Origin of the sequence: Inquilinus ginsengisoli (assembly GCF_050434925.1) — a bacterium.
Lineage (GTDB): Bacteria > Pseudomonadota > Alphaproteobacteria > DSM-16000 > Inquilinaceae > Inquilinus > Inquilinus ginsengisoli_B.
Genome location: NZ_JBNDJK010000001.1, coordinates 5,260,566 through 5,279,852, shown reverse-complemented (window position 1 = coordinate 5,279,852; position 19,287 = coordinate 5,260,566). Strand labels below are relative to the sequence as shown.

At 67.2% G+C, this 19,287-nt stretch carries 19 protein-coding genes; 9 read left to right on the top strand and 10 right to left on the bottom strand.

Features of this window, described 5'->3' with window-relative positions; translation table 11 throughout:
* Positions 1-40 precede the first annotated feature (40 nt).
* Entirely contained in the window at positions 41-679 is a 639-nt protein-coding gene (locus tag QFZ27_RS25130; protein ID WP_429229198.1) for a chloramphenicol phosphotransferase CPT family protein, read from the bottom strand.
* Positions 680-786: 107 nt separating this feature from the next.
* Here QFZ27_RS25130 and QFZ27_RS25125 point away from each other — a divergent pair, with 107 nt between their 5' ends.
* Positions 787-1,443: a MarC family protein gene (locus tag QFZ27_RS25125; RefSeq protein WP_429229197.1), complete on the top strand. Its 657-nt coding sequence runs from the start codon at positions 787-789 to the stop codon at positions 1,441-1,443.
* Positions 1,444-1,454: 11 nt separating this feature from the next.
* Here QFZ27_RS25125 and QFZ27_RS25120 read toward each other — a convergent pair whose 3' ends face one another.
* Together QFZ27_RS25120 and QFZ27_RS25115 are read right to left on the bottom strand one after the other, a co-directional pair.
* Positions 1,455-2,264, bottom strand: a complete 810-nt coding sequence (locus tag QFZ27_RS25120; RefSeq protein ID WP_429229196.1) for an SDR family NAD(P)-dependent oxidoreductase — start codon at positions 2,262-2,264, stop codon at positions 1,455-1,457.
* Positions 2,265-2,343: 79 nt separating this feature from the next.
* Positions 2,344-2,811 carry a MarR family winged helix-turn-helix transcriptional regulator gene (locus QFZ27_RS25115; RefSeq protein WP_429229195.1) on the bottom strand — a complete coding sequence of 156 codons (468 nt, stop codon included), beginning with the start codon at positions 2,809-2,811 and terminating at the stop codon, positions 2,344-2,346.
* A 147-nt stretch (positions 2,812-2,958) separates the two neighbouring features.
* Here QFZ27_RS25115 and QFZ27_RS25110 point away from each other — a divergent pair, with 147 nt between their 5' ends.
* On the top strand, positions 2,959-3,306 hold the full coding sequence (locus tag QFZ27_RS25110) for a Ros/MucR family transcriptional regulator (protein ID WP_429229194.1): 348 nt from the start codon (positions 2,959-2,961) through the stop codon (positions 3,304-3,306).
* Positions 3,307-3,358: 52 nt separating this feature from the next.
* Here the strand turns inward: QFZ27_RS25110 and QFZ27_RS25105 are convergent, their stop codons facing one another.
* From QFZ27_RS25105 to cyoA, 6 genes are all read right to left on the bottom strand, one after another.
* Positions 3,359-4,789: an aldehyde dehydrogenase family protein gene (locus QFZ27_RS25105; protein WP_429229193.1), complete on the bottom strand. Its 1,431-nt coding sequence runs from the start codon at positions 4,787-4,789 to the stop codon at positions 3,359-3,361.
* Positions 4,790-4,951: 162 nt separating this feature from the next.
* Entirely contained in the window at positions 4,952-5,707 is a 756-nt protein-coding gene (locus tag QFZ27_RS25100) for an SURF1 family protein (RefSeq protein ID WP_429229192.1), read from the bottom strand.
* Positions 5,704-6,087, bottom strand: a complete 384-nt coding sequence (cyoD, locus tag QFZ27_RS25095) for a cytochrome o ubiquinol oxidase subunit IV (protein WP_429229191.1) — start codon at positions 6,085-6,087, stop codon at positions 5,704-5,706. The genes QFZ27_RS25100 and cyoD overlap by 4 nt, the downstream gene beginning before the upstream one ends.
* The gene (gene cyoC, locus QFZ27_RS25090) at positions 6,084-6,707 is read right to left on the bottom strand and encodes a cytochrome o ubiquinol oxidase subunit III (RefSeq protein ID WP_429229190.1); all 624 of its coding nucleotides are present in this window, start codon (positions 6,705-6,707) and stop codon (positions 6,084-6,086) included. Before cyoC ends, cyoD begins: the two co-directional genes overlap by 4 nt.
* The gene (cyoB, locus tag QFZ27_RS25085) at positions 6,707-8,719 is read right to left on the bottom strand and encodes a cytochrome o ubiquinol oxidase subunit I (protein ID WP_429229189.1); all 2,013 of its coding nucleotides are present in this window, start codon (positions 8,717-8,719) and stop codon (positions 6,707-6,709) included. The genes cyoC and cyoB overlap by 1 nt, the downstream gene beginning before the upstream one ends.
* 93 nt (positions 8,720-8,812) lie before the next feature.
* Positions 8,813-9,904, bottom strand: a complete 1,092-nt coding sequence (gene cyoA, locus QFZ27_RS25080) for a ubiquinol oxidase subunit II (RefSeq protein WP_429229188.1) — start codon at positions 9,902-9,904, stop codon at positions 8,813-8,815.
* 273 nt (positions 9,905-10,177) lie between these two features.
* Here cyoA and QFZ27_RS25075 point away from each other — a divergent pair, with 273 nt between their 5' ends.
* Positions 10,178-11,491, top strand: coding sequence for an MFS transporter (locus QFZ27_RS25075; RefSeq protein WP_429229187.1), 1,314 nt, complete (start codon positions 10,178-10,180; stop codon positions 11,489-11,491).
* 45 nt (positions 11,492-11,536) lie between these two features.
* Here the strand turns inward: QFZ27_RS25075 and QFZ27_RS25070 are convergent, their stop codons facing one another.
* Positions 11,537-12,532 (bottom strand): D-2-hydroxyacid dehydrogenase, encoded by a 996-nt coding sequence (locus QFZ27_RS25070; RefSeq protein WP_429229186.1) that lies wholly within the window; start codon positions 12,530-12,532, stop codon positions 11,537-11,539.
* A 173-nt stretch (positions 12,533-12,705) separates the two neighbouring features.
* Between QFZ27_RS25070 and QFZ27_RS25065 the strand changes: the two genes are divergently transcribed.
* From QFZ27_RS25065 to QFZ27_RS25040, 6 genes are all read left to right on the top strand, one after another.
* The gene (locus QFZ27_RS25065; protein ID WP_429229185.1) at positions 12,706-13,482 is read left to right on the top strand and encodes a GntR family transcriptional regulator; all 777 of its coding nucleotides are present in this window, start codon (positions 12,706-12,708) and stop codon (positions 13,480-13,482) included.
* 186 nt (positions 13,483-13,668) lie between these two features.
* The gene (locus tag QFZ27_RS25060; protein ID WP_429229184.1) at positions 13,669-14,640 is read left to right on the top strand and encodes a carbohydrate ABC transporter permease; all 972 of its coding nucleotides are present in this window, start codon (positions 13,669-13,671) and stop codon (positions 14,638-14,640) included.
* 2 nt (positions 14,641-14,642) lie between these two features.
* Positions 14,643-15,521 (top strand): carbohydrate ABC transporter permease, encoded by an 879-nt coding sequence (locus QFZ27_RS25055; protein ID WP_429229183.1) that lies wholly within the window; start codon positions 14,643-14,645, stop codon positions 15,519-15,521.
* An 85-nt stretch (positions 15,522-15,606) separates the two neighbouring features.
* Entirely contained in the window at positions 15,607-16,905 is a 1,299-nt protein-coding gene (locus QFZ27_RS25050) for an ABC transporter substrate-binding protein (protein ID WP_429229182.1), read from the top strand.
* A 49-nt stretch (positions 16,906-16,954) separates the two neighbouring features.
* Complete coding sequence (locus QFZ27_RS25045; protein WP_429229181.1) at positions 16,955-19,027, top strand: alpha-amylase family protein; 2,073 nt, start codon at positions 16,955-16,957, stop codon at positions 19,025-19,027.
* A 63-nt stretch (positions 19,028-19,090) separates the two neighbouring features.
* Complete coding sequence (locus tag QFZ27_RS25040; RefSeq protein ID WP_429229180.1) at positions 19,091-19,282, top strand: hypothetical protein; 192 nt, start codon at positions 19,091-19,093, stop codon at positions 19,280-19,282.
* Positions 19,283-19,287 lie beyond the last annotated feature (5 nt).

Genomic DNA, 19,287 nt, shown 5'->3' with positions numbered 1-19,287 from the left:
GAGCGCGCGGACGGACCCGTGCCTGGCGGCCGCCGTGGAACTACCCCGCTGCCAGCCGACGGAACGCCGTGGGCGGGGCCGGGTCGTCGAGGCGCCGGCGGATCGCCGCGGCGCAGTCCTCCGGGCGCAGCACCGAGGTGTCGAGCTCGAGGTCGTAGAGTCCGGGCAGATGCACCTCGCGCTGCCAGCGCAGCACCGCGTCCGGCACCGGCTCATCGGCCGCGGCGACTGCGTATTCGCCTTCCCGCCCCGGCTGCCCGGCCCGGCGGCGGCGCATGATCTCCTCGACCGGGCAGCGCACCCCGACCAGCAGCGCCGGCAGGCCGGCCAGGCGCCGGGCGCAGTCGCGCAGGATGCCGAGCGGTGCCGAATGGGCGTCGTGATGGTCGAGATCGGCCACCACGTTCAGCCCGAGGCGGCTATGCGCGGCGATCGACTCGTAGAGCGCGGCGTAGAGCAGCGGCACCCAGGCCTCGAGCTCCGGCCGCTCGCCGCCGGGCCGCAGCCCGATCCCCGGATGGAGGCGCGGCGGCGTCGCATGCCGGGCATGGACGTCGACGCCCAGATTCATCCAGGGGCTGTCGAACCCCTCCTGGATGGCCGCGACGATGCTCGACTTGCCCGAGCGCGGCGCGCCGTTGAGGACGACGATCCACCCCGGCTTCGCGTCCTGGACCATGGCTCGACCTCCTGTGACAGCATCGATCGAACCGGCGATGGCCAAACGCGACGTTGCAGCCGGGCCGCCAGATCGGTCAGGCTGGCGGCAACAATCGGGAGTCGCGGATGAGCGGTTCGATCCAGACCTTTCTGCTCACCCTCTCCGCCCTTTTCTCGATCGTCAACCCGATCGCGGCCGCCCTGATCTTCAGCCAGATCACCGCCGGCCGGTCACATGGCGAACGCCTGCAGCTGGCGCGGAAGATCGGGGTCTACTCGGCCCTGGTGATGCTGGGGGCGCTGTGGGGCGGCGCCTATGTGCTGAGCTTCTTCGGCATCAGCCTGTCGGCGCTGCGCATCGCCGGCGGGCTGATCGTCGCCGCCAGCGCCTGGCGGCTGCTGCAATCGCCCGAGCTGCAGGAGGAGCGCAAGCAGGAGCAGGCGTCGGAGGCGGAGGGCATCGACGCGGTCGCCTTCTATCCGCTGACCATGCCGTTCACCACCGGCCCCGGCACCATCTCCGTCGCCATCGCCATCGGCTCGAACCTGCCGGTCGGCCAGCCGGATTTCCTGCCCTTCGTGCTCGGCGCCACGGCCGCGGCGCTGACGATGGCCATCATCGTCTGGATCGCCTATTCCTCGGCCGACCGGCTGGTCGCCTTCCTCGGCCAGTCCCAGGTTCGGGTGCTGTCGCGGCTGATGGCCTTCCTGCTGCTGTGCGTCGGCACCCAGATCACGCTGGGCGGCATCAGCGATTTCGTCCGCTCGCTGACGCCGCCGTAGCGCGTGGCTGCTCAAAGGCCATAGCGGGCGGCCGGGACGGCACGGGACAGGTTCGGGAACAGCGCCTGGCGGGCGGTCTCGACCGCGTTCCAGTCCGCCGCCTCCGGCAGCGACGGGATGGTCACGAACTCGCCCTGGTCGAACCCGGCCAGCGCGGCGTCGACCATGTCCTCGGCCCGCATCACCCGCTGCTGCATCTCCTGCGGCATGGAGGCGACCGGCGCGCCGGCGATGTCCCAGAACTCGGTCGCGGTGGCGCCGGGCAGCACCGCCTGGACGCGGATGCCCTTGCCGCCAAGCTCGTGGCGCAGCTGCTGGCTGAAGGCCAGGACGAAGGCCTTGCTGCCGCCATACACGCCGTTCAGGAACTCCGGCGCCACGGCGACGATCGAGGAGATGTTGATCACCGACCCTCCGCCGCGGGCGACGAAGCCGGGCACCGCCGCATAGGTCAGGCGGGTGAGCGCCGTCACGTTCAGGTCGATCATCGCCTCCATCGCATCGACATCCGCCTGCAGCAGCGGGATGGCGGAGCCGAAGCCGGCATTGTTGACCAGCACGGTGATGCGGGAATCGGTGCGCAGCACCTCCTCCACCTCGCGCAGATCGTCCTTGTCGGCGAGATCGGCGACCAGCGGCGTCACCGTCCGCCCGGTCTCGGCGGACAGGCGCTGCGCCAGGGCGCCGAGGCGCTCGGCATTGCGGGCGACCAGGATCAGGTCGTAGCCGCGCTTGGCGAGGCGGTCGGCATAGATGGCGCCGATGCCGGAGGAAGCGCCGGTAATCAGAACGGTGCCCGGGGTCTTGTCGGTGGTGCTCATGGTATTCTCCTTCAGAATGGGCATATGCCCATATTTGAGCAGAGGGTGGCGGCCGTGCCGCCGTAGTTCCGGGGAGATCTCAGTCCTTCAACATGCCCAACCGCTCGTCATAGGCGATGTCGAGCAACGTGCTGCGCAGGGCCTCCGCCTCGGACTGGCCGAAGACCACATGGAACCTGGCCTGCGCCGCCTCCCACAGCCCGAGGGCCTGCTGCAGCCGCGCCCGCCCCTGCTCCGTCAGCACGATGTGGCGCCTGCGCCGATCCTCGACGCCCTCCCGCAGGACGACGAGGCCGTCGCGCTCCAGCGGCCGCAGATTGTGGCCGAGGGCGGAGCGGTCGACCACCAGCGCCGCGGCCAGCTGCGCCAGGGTCGGCGGCTTGTCCGCCAACTCGTGCAACTCGGCCAGGATGGCGAACTGGCTCGACCGCAGCCCGGAGGGCGCCAGCGCGTCGTCGTAAAGCTGCGCGATGCGCCGCGACGCCTTGCGCATCGCGGTGGCGTTGCAGGAGAGAACGCCTTCTCTGGTGTTGCGCGCGGTCTTCATGGATGCGATGTGGGCATATGCCCGCATCCCGTCAATGGACATGTGCCCATTTCTTTGGTCACCCAGCCCGGTCGATCCGGCCTTGCCAGCGCCCTGCTCGGATAGGTAATTAGCAATCTGACGAAGCGCTCGGCTTATGGCCGATCCGTGGGTTCGGACGCCGAGCCAGCGACGACCGACAAGGAAAACGCCGGGGCGCAGGACGACGTCGCGTCCACCGCCGTTCCGGCCGTGCCCGTGTCGGAGTCGGTGACGCCGGACTACATCATCTGCCTGGAGGACGGCCGGCCCTTCAAGATGATGAAGCGCTGGCTGCGCGCCACCTATGGCATGACGCCGGAGCAGTACCGGGCCAAGTGGAACCTGCCGACGGACTATCCGATGGTGGCGCCGAACTACGCCCGCTCGAAATCAGTCTATGCCAAGGCCCAGGGCCTGGGCACGGAGAAGCTGCGCCGGCATGCCGGCAAGCAGCGGTCCCGCCGCACCGCCTGAATTCGGTCTCGGCCAGGCGGGAGCCTTCCCGCGGGAAGGCTCCGGCGAGGACTCAGGCGGCCTCGTAGCCAATCACGCCCTTGATCTCAAGGAACTCCTCGAGGCCGAACTCGGCGTATTCCCGGCCGTTGCCCGACTGCTTGTAGCCGCCGAAGGGCGCTCCGGTATCCCAGGCCGGATAGTTGATGTGGACATTGCCGACCCGCAGCTGCGACGCCACCTTCCGCGCCCGCTCCAGGTCGCCCGACTGGACATAGGCGGCCAGGCCGTAGGGCGTGTCGTTGGCCAGCTCGATCGCCTGCGCCTCGGTCTCGTAGGTCAGGATCGACAGCACCGGGCCGAAGATCTCCTCGCGCGCGATCGTCATGTCCGGGGTCACCCGGGCGAAGACGGTCGGACGGACGAAGTAGCCGCGGTTCAGCCCTTCCGGCCGGCCGGGGCCGCCGGCCACCAGCTCCGCCCCTTCGGCGATGCCGGCCTCGATCAGCTTCTGGATCTTGTCGTATTGCAGCTGGCTGACCACCGGGCCGAGCTGGGTGTCCGGCGCCTCGGCCGGGCCGACCTTGTAGCCCTCGGCCGCCGCGCGGGCATAGCCGATCGCCTCGTCCTCGCGCTCGAGCGGCACGAACATCCGGGTCGGGGCGTTGCAGGACTGGCCGCTGTTGCCGAAGCAGCCGGCGACGCCCTTGGTCACCGCCCGCTTCAGGTCGGCGTCGGGCAGGATGATGTTGGCCGACTTTCCGCCCAGCTCCTGATGCACCCGCTTGACCGTGTCGGCGGCGGCCTTCGCCACCAGGATGCCGGCGCGGGTCGAGCCGGTGAAGGACACCATGTCGACATCGGGGTGGCTGGAGATGGCGGCGCCGACCGTCGGCCCGTCGCCGTTCACCAGGTTGAACACGCCCTTCGGCACGCCGGCTTCATCCAGGATCTCGGCGAAGATGATGGCGTCCAGCGGCGCGATCTCGCTCGGCTTCAGCACCATGGTGCAGCCGGCGGCCAGGGCCGGACCGACCTTGCAGGTGATCTGGTTCAGCGGCCAGTTCCACGGCGTGATCATGCCGACCACGCCGACCGGCTCCTTCACCACCATCGAGGTGCCCTTCGGCCGCTCGAACTGGAAGGACTCCAGCGCCTCGATGATCCGGGCCAGATGCGCGCCCCCGGCCCAGGTCTGGGAATCGAGAGCGAACTGCCGCGGCGCGCCCATCTCGCGCGACACGGCCAGGGCGATGTCGGGGGCGCGTCGCTTGTAGACCTCGAGGATCCGGCGCAGCAGGACCAGGCGCTCCTCGCGGCTGGTGCGGGCGAAGGCCGGGAAGGCCCGCTTCGCCGCCGCCACCGCACGGTCGACATCGGCGGCCGAGCCGAGCGAGATCTGAGCGAAGGCCTCCTCGGTCGAGGGGTCGATTACATTGAGCGTCTTCGGCGTGACCGGGTCGACCCATGCGCCGTCGATGTAGAATTGCGTTTCGTGCGCCATCTGAACCTCGTTCGGTCGTGGGGCGGAGGGGAGCCGAAGGCCCTGCCCTCCGTCGCGTCCGTCGCCTCCCGCGACGGGCTGATGGACGTTAGACCACGCCCCCGGGGGCCAGGAAGCTCCGGCAGATGGGGACCGGCCATGCGCGGCCCCTGGCCGTCTCCGTCAGCCAGCCTCAGCCTGCTTGAGCCGGACGCGCCGTTCCGACCGCACGGCGTAGCCCACCCCGAAGGCCAGCAGCGCGGCCAGGCCGAACCAGGTGACGGCGTAGACCAGGTGGCTGTTCGGGAAGGCGATCACCGTCAGACCGCCGATCGGCAGGCCGCCGGGGTTGGGCGTGGCGTCGGCATCGATGAAATAGGGCGCGGCGTTCGTGAGCCCGCGGGCGGCGGCGATGGCGGCGACGTCGCGGGAGTACCAGCGCTCCGCCGCCGGCTCGTTCGAGCGCAGGAACCCGCCCTTCGGCTCGGTGATCCGCAACAGGCCGGTGACCGTCACCGGCCCCTCGACCTGCCCCGCCGCCCTTGTCGCCGGGTCGCGGTTCTCGGCCGGCACGAAGCCGCGGTTGACCAGGACCACCGTGCCGTCTTCCACCTGCAGCGGGGTCATCACCCAGTAGCCAGCGCCCTTGGCGGTCGAGGCGACGACCTGGGCCTCGCGATCGTTCAGGAAGCGGCCGGAGACGCTGACATGCCGGTATTCGTCCCGGTCTGCGTTCACCCGGGCCCAGTCTGACGGAGGCGCGACGGCCTCGGCCGCGACGCGCTGGTCGACCCGGGCGATCAGGTCGAGCTTCCAGGCCCGCCGCTCGACCTGCCAGACACCGAGCGCCAGCAGGCCGAGGAACACCGCCAGCGCCGCCACCCCGAGCAGGACCAGGGCGGCGGTCGAGCGAGGCCGATGCGCCTCGCCGTCGGTCACGGCATGTTGCGCATGTCGTGGGCGGAGACCGGCATCATGTTGTGGTTGAGGTGGTACATCACCCACAGCGACCCGGACAGCGTGATCACCACCAGCACCACGGTGAAGATCAGGGCCAGCATGGTCCAGCCGCCCTCCGATCTGGTGTTCATGTGCAGGAAATAGACCATGTGCACGATGATCTGGACCACCGCGAGCGCCATGATCACCAGCGCCGTGGTCTGGGAGTCACCCAGCACGTCGCCCATGACCAGCCAGAACGGGATCGCGGTCAGGATCACCGCCAGCACGAAGCCGGTGACATAGCCCCTCAGCGTGCCGTGGCCGCTGGCGTCGCCGTGATGGTGAACGTCGTGGTGGGCGTGGGAGGGCGCGCTCACGGGAGAGTCCCCATCAGATAGACGAAGGTGAAGACGCCGATCCAGACGACGTCCAGGAAGTGCCAGAACAGGCTGAGGCACATCAGCCGCCGCTTGTTGTCCGGGATCAGCCCGTGCTGGCCGACCTGAACCATCATCGTGATCATCCAGACAATGCCGACGGTGACGTGCAGCCCGTGCGTCCCCACCAGGGTGAAGAAGGCCGACAGGAAGGCGCTGCGCCACGGCCCCGCCCCCTCATGGATCAGATGGGCGAACTCGTAGAGCTCGAGGCCGACGAAGGCGATTCCGAACAGCGCCGTCACCGCCAGCCAGGCCAGGGTCGCGCCCTTGCGGTTGCGCTCCATCTCCAGCATGGCGAAGCCGCAGGTGATGGAGGAGAACAGCAGCATCGAAGTGTTGAGCGCCACCAGCGGCAGATCGAACAGGTCGGCGCCGGACGGCCCGGCCGCGTAGCTGCGGCCGAGCACGCCGTAGCAGGCGAAGAGGACCGCGAAGATCAGGCAGTCGCTCATCAGGTAGATCCAGAAGCCGAGCATCGTGCTGCCGCCCGAATGCTCGTGCTCCTCGTCTACATGGAAGCGGGTCTCGCCGTTCGCGGTGGGATCGATCGCGGTCATCAGGAAGCGGCTCCCGCCCGGGCCAGCACGCGGCTGCGCTCATCCTCGACCTTGGTCACCACCTCGGCCGGGATGTGATAGTCGCGCTTGTAGTTGAAGGTGTGCCCGATCGCCACGACCAGCATGGCGACGAAGCTGAGCGCCGCCAGCCACCAGATGTGCCAGACCATAGCGAAGGCGAAGGCCACGCTGATCCCGGCCAGGATGACGCCGGCGCCGGTGTTCTTCGGCATGTGGATCGCCTTGAACCCCGCCAGCGGCCGGACATAGCCGCGCTTCTTCATGTCCCACCACGCGTCGTGGTCGTGCACGAGCGGGGTGAAGGCGAAGTTGTAGTCGGGCGGCGGTGAGGAGGTCGACCATTCCAGGGTGCGGCCGCCCCACGGATCGCCGGTCAGGTCGCGCAGCTGCTCGCGCCGCTTGAAGCTGACCACCAGCTGGATCAGGAAGGACAGGATGCCGAGCGCCACCAGCACCGCGCCGAAGGCGGCGATGACGAACCAGATCTGCAGCGACGAATCGTCGAAATGGTTCATCCGCCGGGTCACGCCCATCAGGCCCAGCACGTAGAGCGGCATGAAGGCGAAGTAGAAGCCGGTCAGCCAGAACCAGAACGACATCTTGCCCCAGAACGGGTCGAGCTTGAAGCCGAAGGCCTTGGGGAACCAATAGGTCAGGCCGGCGAAGGCGCCGAACACCACGCCGCCGATGATGACGTTGTGGAAATGGGCGATCAGGAACAGGCTGTTGTGCAGCACGAAATCGGCCGGCGGCACCGCCAGCAGCACGCCGGTCATGCCGCCGATGACGAAGGTCACCATGAAGCCCATGGTCCACAGCATCGGCACCTCGAAGCGGATGCGGCCGCGATACATGGTGAACAGCCAGTTGAACATCTTCGCCCCGGTCGGGATCGAGATGATCATCGTGGTGATGCCGAAGAACGAGTTCACGCTGGCGCCCGAGCCCATCGTGAAGAAGTGATGCAGCCACACCAGGTACGACAGGATGGTGATCACCACCGTGGCGTAGACCATCGAGGTATAGCCGAACAGGCGCTTGCCGCAGAAGGTGGACACGACCTCGGAGAAGATGCCGAAGGCCGGCAGGATGAGGATGTAGACCTCCGGATGCCCCCAGATCCAGATGAGGTTCACATACATCATCGGGTTGCCGCCGAAGTCGTTGGTGAAGAAGTTGGTCCCGACGTAGCGGTCGAGCGACAGCAAGGCCAGGACCGCGGTCAGCACCGGGAAGGCGGCGACGATCAGGACGTTGGTGCACAGCGCGGTCCAGGTGAAGACCGGCATCTGCATCATCTTCATCCCCGGCGCCCGCATCTTGACGATGGTGGCCACCAGGTTGACGCCGGATAACAGCGTTCCTATGCCCGCGACCTGCAATCCCCAGATGTAGTAGTCGACGCCGACATCCGGGCTGTAGGCGATGCCCGACAGTGGCGGATAGGCCAGCCAGCCGGTCTTGGCGAACTCGCCGACGAACAGCGAGATCATCACCACCACGGCGCCGGCGGTGGTCATCCAGAAGCTGAAATTGTTCAGGAACGGGAAGGCCACGTCGCGGGCGCCGATCTGCAGCGGCACCACGAAGTTCATCAGGCCCGTGACGAACGGCATGGCCATGAAGAAGATCATGATCACGCCATGGGCGGTGAAGATCTGGTCGTAATGGTGCGGCGGCAGGTAGCCCTCATTGGCGCCGAAGGCGACCGCCTGCTGCGCCCGCATCATGATCGCGTCGGAAAAGCCGCGCAGCAGCATCACCAGGGCCAGGATCACATACATGATCCCGATCTTCTTGTGGTCGATGCTGGTGAACCAGTCGTGCCAGAGAGTGCCCCAGAGGCGGTAATAGGTGATGGCGCCGAGCACCGCGATGCCGCCGAGCGCCACCGCGATGAAGGTGACGACCAGGATCGGCTCATGGAACGGCAGCGCAGCGAGCGTGAGCTTGCCGAGGATGAGCGTCTGGAGATCTATGTCTGAGAACATCGGGCTACTCTGTCGTTCCGGAGACCGCCGCACCGGGCGGCGGGCTCCGCAAAGGGGTCGGTTGCGCGGCCGCGGACGGGCCGGCGGCAGGCATCACTCGACGCGGCTGGGCGCCGTCGCGCGGCTGAACAGGATCCCCTCCGGCGGCCGGCTCTCCGCCATGTCGCCGTCGGTGGTGCAGATCGCCGCGACATAGCTGCGGACCGGGCCGGCGCCGCGCCGGACGTCCTTGTCGTGGTTCAGCGCCATGACGTTGTCGAGGCCGGCCATGCCGCCACCACCACGGGAATCGATGCTCATCATCTCGTTCATGCACATCTTCGAGCGGTCGACGCACATGTTGAGGATGGCGGTGTAGATGTCCGGAGCCACCGTGCCGTAACGGCGCACCGGCTCGCGCTCGCTCGGGCGCTCCAGCGTCAGGTACTCCTCGCGGCTCAGGCTGCCGCCTTCGGACTTCACCTTCTGCACCCAGCCGTCGAAATCGCCGGCGGCGAGGCCGTGGAAGGTGAAGCGCATGCCGGAGAAGCCGGCGCCGCTGTAATTGGCGGAGAAGCCCTCATACTCGCCGGGCTTGTTGATCACGGCGTGCAGTTTCGTCTCCATCCCGGCCATGGCGTAGATCTGCCCCGCCAGCGCCGGCACGTAGAAGGAGTTCATCACGGTGGCCGAGGTGATCTTGAACTGGATCGGCACGTCGACCGGCGCCGCCAGCTCGTTCACCGTGGCGATGCCCTGCTCCGGGTAAAGGAACAGCCACTTCCAGTCGAGCGCGACGACCTCGACCGTCAGCGGCTTCACATCGGCCGCGACCGGGCGCTCCGAGTCGATCCGGTCCAGCGGCCGGTACGGGTCGAGCGTGTGGGTGCTGATCCAGGTCAGTGCCCCCAGCGCGATGATGATCACCAGCGGCGCCGACCAGATCACCACCTCGAGCTGAGTCGAATGGTGCCAGTCGGGGTCGTAGACGGCGTCCTTGTTCGACTGGCGGTACTTCCAGGCAAAGAACAGCGTCAGCGCGATCACCGGCACGATGATCAGCAGCATCAGGATCGTGGACACGACGATGAGGTCGCGCTGCTGCACCGCAATATCGCCGGAGGGAGACATGACCACCATGTTGCACCCGCCCAGCAGGACCAGGAGCGGGAGTGCAGCGAGGCGGCCTAAAGCTTTGATGGGCATGCCGTTGCCTGGAAGGAGAGAGAATGAAGGGCGCGGGTGGCTTACCGAAGCGCAACATGAATAGACAGTGGACAGTTTGTCCTACCAGATGCCCGGTCGCTGCAGTGCAACATCGTCGCACCGGGGTTGACGGCAGGGCCTTCGGCGATTCCGGCGACACCTTCGAACCGTTCCGGCTCGCTCGGCACGATTTGACGCATCGGAATCCTGAGCCATACTCAAAAAAAGAGAAAGCGGCATCTCGGCCCGGCCCAGCCCCAGGAGGAACCCTTTATGGCCACCATCAGTCGAGAACTCGGGTCTCCGACTGCCGCGCCACGGCACCGCGCAGGTGTCCCGCCCGGCGAGATCGCGATCGGCGTCGTGATCGGCCGGACCGCGGAATTCTTCGACTTCTTCGTCTACGCCATCGCCTCGGTGCTCGTGTTCCCGCGGTTCTTCTTCCCGCAGGCGACGCCGCTGGACGCGATGCTCTACTCCTTCGCCGTCTTCGCCCTGGCCTTCGTCGCCCGCCCGTTCGGGTCGGTCCTGTTCATGGAGATCGACCGGCGGCACGGCCGCAGCGTCAAGCTGACCATGGCGATGTTCCTGCTCGGCGGGTCGACCGCGGCGATGGCCTTCCTGCCCGGCACCAACGACATCGGCCCGGCGGCGATCGTTCTGCTGGCGCTGTGCCGCATCGGCCAGGGGTTGGCCCTGGGCGGCGCCTGGGACGGCCTGGCCTCGCTGCTGGCGCTCAACGCACCGCAGAACCGCCGCGGCTGGTACGCGATGATGCCCCAGCTCGGCGCCCCGCTCGGCTTCATGCTGGCCAGCGCGCTGTTCGCCTTCTTCCTGGTCAACCTCTCGACCCCGGACTTCGTCGACTGGGGCTGGCGCTACCCGTTCTTCGTCGCCTTCGCGATCAACGTGGTCGCGCTGTTCGCCCGGCTGCGCCTGGTGGTGACCGAGCAGTTCGAGCGGCTGTACGAGAGCAAGGACCTGGAGGCGCTGAGCGTGCCCGAGACGCTGAAGCACCAGGGCCACAACATCCTGGTCGGGGCCTTCGTGCCGCTGGCCACCTTCGCCCTGTTCCACCTGGTGACGGTGTTCCCGCTGAGCTGGGTGACGCTGTACACCGACCACAACGCCGGCAACTTCCTGATGACGGAGTTCGTCGGCGCCATCCTCGGCACGGTGATGATCGTCGTCTCGGGGCTGATCGCCGACCGCACCGGCCGGCGCACCCTGCTGGCGGCCTGTGCGGTGCTGATCGCGATCTTCAGCTTCGTCACGCCGCTGCTGCTCGGCGGCGGGCCGACGGCGCGGTCGGCCTTCGTGATCCTCGGCTTCGGCCTGCTCGGCCTGTCCTTCGGCCAGGCGGCCGGCGCGGTGGCGTCGAACTTCCCGAACCACCAGCGCTACACCGCCTCGGCCCTGACCTCGGACCTGGCCTGGATGGTGGGCGCCGGTTTCGCCCCGCTGGTCGCCCTCGCCCTCGCCAGCCAGTTCGGCCTGGCCCTGGTCGGCGCCTATCTGCTGTCCGGCGCCGTCTGCACCCTGGCGGCGCTGCGGGTCAACAAGGAGCTGGAGCTGCGGGGGAATTGAGCAGCGGCCGCGCCGATCCGCGGGGGCGATGCTCCTGCGGATCGGCTACGGACTTCTCGTCCAGACATCTTCTTCGGTCACGCGGTTGAGCAGCGGCTGCCCTGCGCGGTAGCGGCGCAGATTCTCGATGATGACGTCCAGCGACCGTTCGGCCCGGTCCGGCATGGCAGCCGTGAAATGGGGCGTGATGAGCAGATTGGGCGTGTCCCAGATGGGATCGTCGGCGGCCGGCGGCTCGGGATCGGTGACGTCCACCCCGGCGCCGGCGAGCCGCTTTTCCTTCAGGGCCGAGTTCAGGGCCGCCTGGTCGATGACGCCGCCCCTCGACAGGTTGACGATGATGGCGCTCGGCTTCATGCGCCGGATCGCCCGGTCGTCGATCAGATGGTGGGTCGCGTCCGACAGGTTGACGACCAGAGCGAGGATGTCGGCCTCGTCGAGGATCGGATCGATGGTCTCGCCCCGGTCCGTTGAAAACATCCGGTCGACACCCGGCGGGTTCGGCAAGTCGCGGCGGCGATAGCCGAGCACCCGCATCTCGAAGGCCTTCGCACGCGTGGCGAGCTCCCGACCCGTGTGACCCATCCCGATGATTCCGATGGTTCGGCCATAAAGGGCGCGCAGGTCGCCCATCTCGGGTGTGCGGAGCCATTCGTGCCGCTTCTGAGCCTCGTAGACATCCCGATAGCGGGAACTGAGCATCAGGCTGAACATCAGAACGTGTTCGGCCAGAGCCGGACCGGAGCGCCCGGCGGAGCCGGTCACGATCAGGCCGCGCTCGAAGACCCCCGGACAGGCGGATCTGGTGAGCCCCGCATGGTCGCAATGCACCCATCTGAGCTTGGGTGCCGCCAGATGCCGTCGGTCGAGGTCGCCGGCGAGGATGGCGATCTCGGCCTCCTTCAGCGCCTCGTCGACGGCCGCCGCGTTCCGCGATGAGACGGCGATCAGGCGGTCCGGCTCGACTGCTTCCGCCAGACGATCCCAATATGCGCCTTTGAAGGGCGTTTCGGTGTCGACCATCACCACCCGTTCGGCCATGCGCTTCCTCCGGTTCGTGTCGGACGGACCCGAGCAGCCCGCATCCGCCCTCATCTTGAATCACAAATAACACATAACGAAATTTATATTGTGTATGATACATGGATCTGTTTTCTGAATGACCTTCTCCGTCCCTGTCGTTCAGGGTCGCCGTCTGGTAGGAATGGGTCGAGTTGATCGGTGAGGTGGCCGTGGACGGGATTAATCCCAACGCCCAGACGGAGGAGCCCGATATCCCGGTGAGGCGGCCTCGCGGCCGGCCGCGCAAGGGGGTGCCGGCCGCGCCGAAGCCGCCGAAGCGCGAGCCCGGATACGGACGGCTGCAGCAGCTCCTGCGCGACGACATCCTCGAGGGCCGCATTCCGGCCGGCTCGCGGATCAAGGTGAGCGAGATCGCCGCGCGCTACGCCACCAGCACCAATCCGGCGCGCGAGGCGCTGCAGGGGCTCGAAGGCGAAGGCCTCGTCATCATCAGTCCCAACCGGGGTGCGCGCGTGCGGGCCATCGACGAGGACTTCATCCGCAACATCTTCGACATCCGCGGGCTGATCGAACCCTATCTCGTGCGCGGCTTCGCCGAATTCGCCCGGGCCGAGGACATCGCCACCATCGAGGCGTTGCAGCGGGCCTGCCAGGTGGCCGTCGATGCGGACGACTATCCCGCCTTCCACCGCGCCAATGTCGCTTTCCACGACCATATCATCGAGCATCACCACAACGTCGAAGCCGTGACGTTGATGAAGCGGCACAGCGCCTGGATCCGGGCCATGTCGCGTCAGAATCCGCTGACGCTCGCCAATATGCGGCGTTCCACAGCGGAGCATTGGGACCTGGTCGAAGCGGTCCGTCGGGGCGATCCGGACGCTGCGGCGGCCGCGATCGAACGGCACGTCGCCAATTCCCGCGCGGTGTTTCTCGGGCGTATGAGGCGCGATCGCGCCCAGCGATAGGGAGGTGTCTTTCGGCTCTCTGAATCTCACCTCTCACATGGATTAATATTAATCGCACATAATCTGATTTTCTGCTTTCCAGTCCGCTGTCACCTGTTCTAGTCTTCCCGCCATCACGACGGTCACACGCGCCCAGCGAAGGCTTGGGGCGCCGAAGTGAGCCGCGCGCTGGGAGGAAGAACAGCGATGCCCCTGCCGTCGACCGCACAGGCTCTCGAGCAGACCGCCGGGACGAGACGGACGCCGTTCGCCGCGACGAGGTCCAGGCCACGCAGGCGTGCGGCGCGGCAGCAATACGAGGCCTACCTGTTCCTGCTGCCGTGGTTCGCGGGTCTCTTCATCCTGACCGCCGGCCCGCTCGCGGCCTCGCTGTATCTTTCGTTCACCGATTTCGATCTGCTCGGCAGCCCGACCTGGATCGGCCTCACCAACTACATCGACCTCTTCACCTATGACCCGCGCTATCTCGGCGCGTTCACGGTGACGTTCATCTATGTCTTCCTGGGCGTGCCGCTGCATCTCGCCTTCGCACTGCTGGTCGCGGTGCTGATGAACCAGAAGGTCCGGGCGCTCGGCTTCTTCCGCGGGATCTACTACCTGCCGTCGCTGCTCGGCGGCAGCGTCGCCGTCGCCGTCATGTGGCGCCAGCTCTTCGGCGACGGCGGTGTCGTCAACCAGTTCATCGGCCTCTTCGGCGTCGACGCGCCGAACTGGATCTCGAATCCGCGATACGCGCTCTACACGCTGATCCTGCTGCACGCCTGGCAGTTCGGATCGGCGATGGTCATCTTCCTCGCCGGGCTGAAGCAGGTGCCGCAGGAGCTCTACGACGCCGCGGAGATCGACGGCGCCGGCCGCTGGAGACAGTTCCGGTACATCACCTTGCCGATGATCACGCCGGTGATCTTCTTCAACCTGGTCATGGGCATCATCCATTCCTTCCAGGCCTTCACCTCCGCCTACATCGTCAGCGGCGGCACCGGCGGCCCGTCGGACTCGACCCTCTTCTACACGCTGTACCTGTACCAGGAGGGCTTCACCAGCTTCCACATGGGCTATGCCTCGGCCATGGCCTGGATACTTTTGCTCGTGATCGCGTTCTTCACGGCGATCAACTTCGCCTTTTCCCGGCGCTGGGTCTTCTACGGAGATCAATGACGATGACTGCGCTGGAGCTGGGCCTCGGGCCGAAAGGCAGCATCGGACAGAACCGGCGGGGTCGCGCCGGCTGGGTCGTCTATGCCGTGCTCATCACCGGCGCGCTGGCGATGGTCTATCCCTTGGTCTGGATGGTTCTGAGCTCGTTCAAATCCGACCAGGAGATCTTCTCGAACCCGGCGGCATTGCCGACGCGGTTCGATCTCGACAACTACATCCAGGGTTGGACGGCCGCCAAGCCCAGTTTCACCCGATATTTCCTCAATTCCTTTGCCATCTGCCTCGGCGCGGTGATCGGCAACGTGTTCGCCTGCTCGCTGGTGGCCTTCGCCTTCGCCAGGCTGAGATTTCCGCTGAAGGGCGTGCTGTTCACCATCATGCTGCTGACGCTGATGCTGCCGTCGCATGCCCTTCTCATTCCGCAATACGTCCTCTATGTCGGCCTCGACTGGGTGAACACCTACCTTCCCCTCATCGTGCCAAAATTCCTGGCGACGGACGCCTTCTTCATCTTCCTGATGGTCCAGTTCATCCGCACGATTCCGCGAGAACTCGACGAGGCGGCGACGATCGATGGCTGCGGAACCTTCGCGCTGTTCCGGCACATCATCTTCCCGCTGCTGCGGCCGGCGATCATCACCACGATCATCTTCACCTTCATCTGGACCTATAACGATTTCTTCTCGCAGCTCATCTACCTGACCTCGCCGGAATCGCTGACGGTGCCCGTCGCGCTGCGCAGCCTCGTCGACTCCTCCGGCGGCGCCTATGCGCAGTTGCTGGCGATGTCGGTCCTCAGCCTGGTCCCGACCTTCGTCGTCTTTCTCGTCTTCCAGCGCCGGCTGGTGGAAGGGATCAGCACGTCCGGGATCAAGGGATAGGCCGGCCTTCCGCCGCACGCCCATCCGTCCACGCAGGGCACGCTGTCACCGGGAATGGCACGGCCCGAAACAAGGGAGGACCGCGATGACCACGACCCACACCACGATGAGCCGGCGGACGCTGCTGCTCGGCAGCGCTGCGCTCTGCGGGCTTGCCGCCCTCGGCGGCGCAGCGGCGAGAGCCGAGAGCGGGCCGGTCCGCTTCGGCATCTTCGGCAACGCCCAGAAGCTCGAGATCCGCGGCCGTTCGATTGCCAAGTTCAGCGAGCTTCACCCCGACATCCCGGTCACCTTCGAAGGGGTGCCGAGCGCCTCGTGGCCGGACAAGATCGCCGCCATGGTCGCCGGCGGCAACGCGCCCGACGTCATCACGCTCGGCGCTCCCGACATGGTGCAATATGGCTCCCGCGGCGCGCTCGCCCCGCTCGACGACTTCGTCCCGGCCCTGTTCCGCGCCGATCTGTTCGACACGACCGTGCTCGATCTCGGTCGGATGAACGGCAAGATCTACGGCGTGCCGATCGCCGTCAGCATCCAGGGGCTCGCCTGCAACCTGTCCGCGCTGCAGCGCCTCGGCATGGGCGAGCCGCCGGCCGCATGGACGTATGAGGAGTTTGCGAAGGTCTGCGCGGAGATCCATCGCGCCGACCCGCAGCTCCATGGCAGCCACGACGGGGCCGCGAGGCTCGACACCTTCCAGATGCATCTGATGAGCCAGGGCCGGTCGCTTTACGACGGAAAGAAACTGGCCGTCACCGTCGACGATGTCGCCCAGTGGCTCGACTTCTGGGACAAGATGCGCAAGAGCGGCGGCGCGGTGCCGGCCGACCTCCAGGCCCAGTTCACCGGCACCGAGTGGCCGAACAGCCCACTGGTCAAGGGCAAGGCGGTCTTCGCCTCGATCGCCTCGCAGGATCTCGCCGGCGGTTACCAGGCGCTCACGAAGGACACGCTCTCGATCACGACCCCGCCCTCGGCCGGCGCCGGGGCGAGCCCCGGCTACTATCCGCAGCCGACGAGCTCGCTTTGCCTTTACGCCAAGAGCGGCAACAAGGAAGCGGCGGTCAAAGTCATCGACTGGTTCGTGAGCGACCCGACTTCGGCCCGGATCCTCGGCCTGATCAGCGGACCGCCCGCCTCGAAGCCCGCGCTTCAGGCGGTGCTGGAGCTCGAGGACCTCGCGCCGGTCGACGAGCGCGTCCTCAAATACAGCCAGGCCGCGCTCGCCAAGGCGCTGCCCGCGCCCTCGCCGCAGAAGGCCGGACGCGCCATCGAAGACCTGATGCGCCGGGTGAACGAGGACGTCGGCTTCGGCAAGTCCTCGATCCAGGAGGCCGCCCAGGCCTTCGTCGATCAAGGACATGCCCTGATGCGGCGGGCCTGAGAGACCGACCCCAACCGCCGGAACCGTGCCCACACAGGAGACGCCCCCGATGCCCCTCGATCACGAAGCGACACCTGCCGTCGAAGCTCCCGGAAACCGCTCCGGCGGCTGGTGGCGCCGGCCCTTCTCGGTGTTCCAGACCAACCTCCAGGAAATCGACGCGACCATGGACGTCGAGAAGGCGCTGGATTTCATCGAGGCGTATGGCGCCGACACCTGGCTGATCAACACGGGCGGCATCGCCTCCTTCTTTCCGACCGAGCTGCCATTCCAGACCCGCAGCCCGTTCCTCGCCGACCGGCCTTCGGGGGACCTGATCGGCGATGCCGTGGCGGCGGCGCACCGCCGCGGCATCCGGGTGCTGTCACGGCTGGATTTCTCCAAGGTCTCCGCGCGCATCGCAGGCGAGCACCCGGACTGGCTGTTCGTCTCTCCGACGGGAAAGCCGCAGGTCTACAACACGCTGTTCAGCACCTGCCCGTCCGCCGACTATTACCAGCACCGCTCGCTCGAGATCCTCGACGAGATCATCGGCCGCTATCCCGTCGACGGTTTCTTCTTCAACTGGTTCGGCTTCTCCGAGCGCGACTACAGCCGCGTCTATCACGGCGTCTGCCACTGCGCGAAATGCCGGGAAGGCTTCAGCGCCTTCAGCAGCGGACAGGAGCTGCCGGACGACCCGGGGTCGCCGACCTATCCCGAATGGCTGCAATTCTCCAGCCAGGTGATCAGGACGCTGACCTCGCGGATCGCCGCCCACATCACGACGCGGCGGCCGGACGCCGCCCTCGTGCTCGGCCGCGGCGCGCCGATCATCTACCACGAAGCCAACAACGCCTTCGGCCGCGAGCTGTGGCATCACAACACGGCGGAATGGGTCAGCGCGCACGTGACGGCGATGCCCGAGATCGCGCTGATGGTGAACTCCGTGTCCTTCGTCGACATGCCCTACCGGATGGCGGGAGAGCAGCCGGAGCATTTCGCGCAGTACCTGCTGCAGGCGATCGCGCGCGGCGGCAACCCCTCGACCTACATCATGGGCGCGCCCGGCCGCATCCCCTATGCCAACCTCGCCTATTGCAGCCCGATCACGAAATTCCACCGCGCGCATCGCGATCTCTATGCCCGGCTGAAGCCGGCATCGAGCATCGCGCTCGTGCGGCCGGACCGGCTGAGGAGCGCCAGCCCCGGTTACGCAGAATCGGTCGAGGAGTTCCGCGGCCTCTATAAGGCGATGCAGGAGAAGCATCTCCCGTTCGACGTCCTGGCGGTCGAGCTCATCGGCAAGATGGCCGAGGAAGGCGCGCTGGAGCGCTACACGCTCATCATCCTGCCCGATCTCGGCACGCTGGGCCGGCAGACCGCCGAGGCGCTCGACGCTTTCGTCCGCAAGGGCGGCAATCTCGTGCTGACCGGCAGCAGCGGCGTGACCGGGGATGGCGGCATCGAGCTGGCCACCAGCCCGGCCCTGATGCGCGTCGGCGCGCCGAAATCAGGCGATGAGCTGTGGTCGACCTATGTCACCGACAGCGAGCAGCCGGAGATCGGGAATTATCGGTATGCGCCGTCCATCATCCCGGTCTATGGCAGCTATGCCCGCTTCGTATGGAAGCCGGGCGTGGAGAAGATCGGCAGGCTCCTGCCGCAGGCACCCTTCGGGCCGCCGGAGAAGTGCTACGGCCACACCGCCGGCGACGATCCCGATTTCGTCCGGCTCGCGAGCGGGGGCAAGGTTGTCCAGATCCCCTGGACCATCGGCCGGACCTGTCGCGAGTTCGGCACCAGCGAGCTGCGTGACCATGTCCTCGACGCGATCAGGCCGCTCGCCGGGCAGCGGCTCTTTGCCGAGCTGCCCGAGCAGGTCGAGCTGATCCTCGGCCGAGACGACGAGCACCTCGTCCTGCATCTCATCAACCAGTCGGGCGCCCGGCGGAAATCCTTCGGCCCGCATCTGACGATCACGGGCGGGCGGCTCCGACTGAAGGGAGCGAGCATGTCCCGGGAGCCGGAGCTACTCGTGTCGGGAGGGGCTGCGACGATCCGGGAGGCGAATGGCGATCTCCTGATCGATCTTCCGCCGCTCGAACTCTTCGAAGTGATCAGACTGAAGGTCGATGGGTGAATCGGCCCCGCGGGCGGACCGGGCAGCCGTTACGCCCTGTCCTTCGGCCAGGCGGCCAGCGCGGTGGCGTCGAACTTCCCGAACTGCCAGCGCTACACCGCCTCGGCCCTGACCTCGGATCTGGCCTGGATGGTCGGTGCCGGCTTCACCCCGCTGGTCGCGCTGGCCCTGGTCGGCGCCTATCTGCTGTCCGGCGCGGTCTGCACGCTGCCGGCGCTGCGGGTCAACAAGGAGCTGGAGCTGCCGGGGAACTGACGCGG

Coding starts and splice junctions, on each gene's coding strand:
- QFZ27_RS25130 (WP_429229198.1), bottom strand. CDS start 679: ATGGTCCAGGACGCGAAGCCGGGGTGGATCGTCGTCCTCAACGGCGCG.
- QFZ27_RS25125 (WP_429229197.1), top strand. CDS start 787: ATGAGCGGTTCGATCCAGACCTTTCTGCTCACCCTCTCCGCCCTTTTC.
- QFZ27_RS25120 (WP_429229196.1), bottom strand. CDS start 2,264: ATGAGCACCACCGACAAGACCCCGGGCACCGTTCTGATTACCGGCGCT.
- QFZ27_RS25115 (WP_429229195.1), bottom strand. CDS start 2,811: ATGAAGACCGCGCGCAACACCAGAGAAGGCGTTCTCTCCTGCAACGCC.
- QFZ27_RS25105 (WP_429229193.1), bottom strand. CDS start 4,789: ATGGCGCACGAAACGCAATTCTACATCGACGGCGCATGGGTCGACCCG.
- cyoC (WP_429229190.1), bottom strand. CDS start 6,707: ATGACCGCGATCGATCCCACCGCGAACGGCGAGACCCGCTTCCATGTA.
- cyoB (WP_429229189.1), bottom strand. CDS start 8,719: ATGTTCTCAGACATAGATCTCCAGACGCTCATCCTCGGCAAGCTCACG.
- cyoA (WP_429229188.1), bottom strand. CDS start 9,904: ATGCCCATCAAAGCTTTAGGCCGCCTCGCTGCACTCCCGCTCCTGGTC.
- QFZ27_RS25075 (WP_429229187.1), top strand. CDS start 10,178: ATGGCCACCATCAGTCGAGAACTCGGGTCTCCGACTGCCGCGCCACGG.
- QFZ27_RS25070 (WP_429229186.1), bottom strand. CDS start 12,532: ATGGCCGAACGGGTGGTGATGGTCGACACCGAAACGCCCTTCAAAGGC.
- QFZ27_RS25060 (WP_429229184.1), top strand. CDS start 13,669: ATGCCCCTGCCGTCGACCGCACAGGCTCTCGAGCAGACCGCCGGGACG.
- QFZ27_RS25055 (WP_429229183.1), top strand. CDS start 14,643: ATGACTGCGCTGGAGCTGGGCCTCGGGCCGAAAGGCAGCATCGGACAG.
- QFZ27_RS25050 (WP_429229182.1), top strand. CDS start 15,607: ATGACCACGACCCACACCACGATGAGCCGGCGGACGCTGCTGCTCGGC.
- QFZ27_RS25045 (WP_429229181.1), top strand. CDS start 16,955: ATGCCCCTCGATCACGAAGCGACACCTGCCGTCGAAGCTCCCGGAAAC.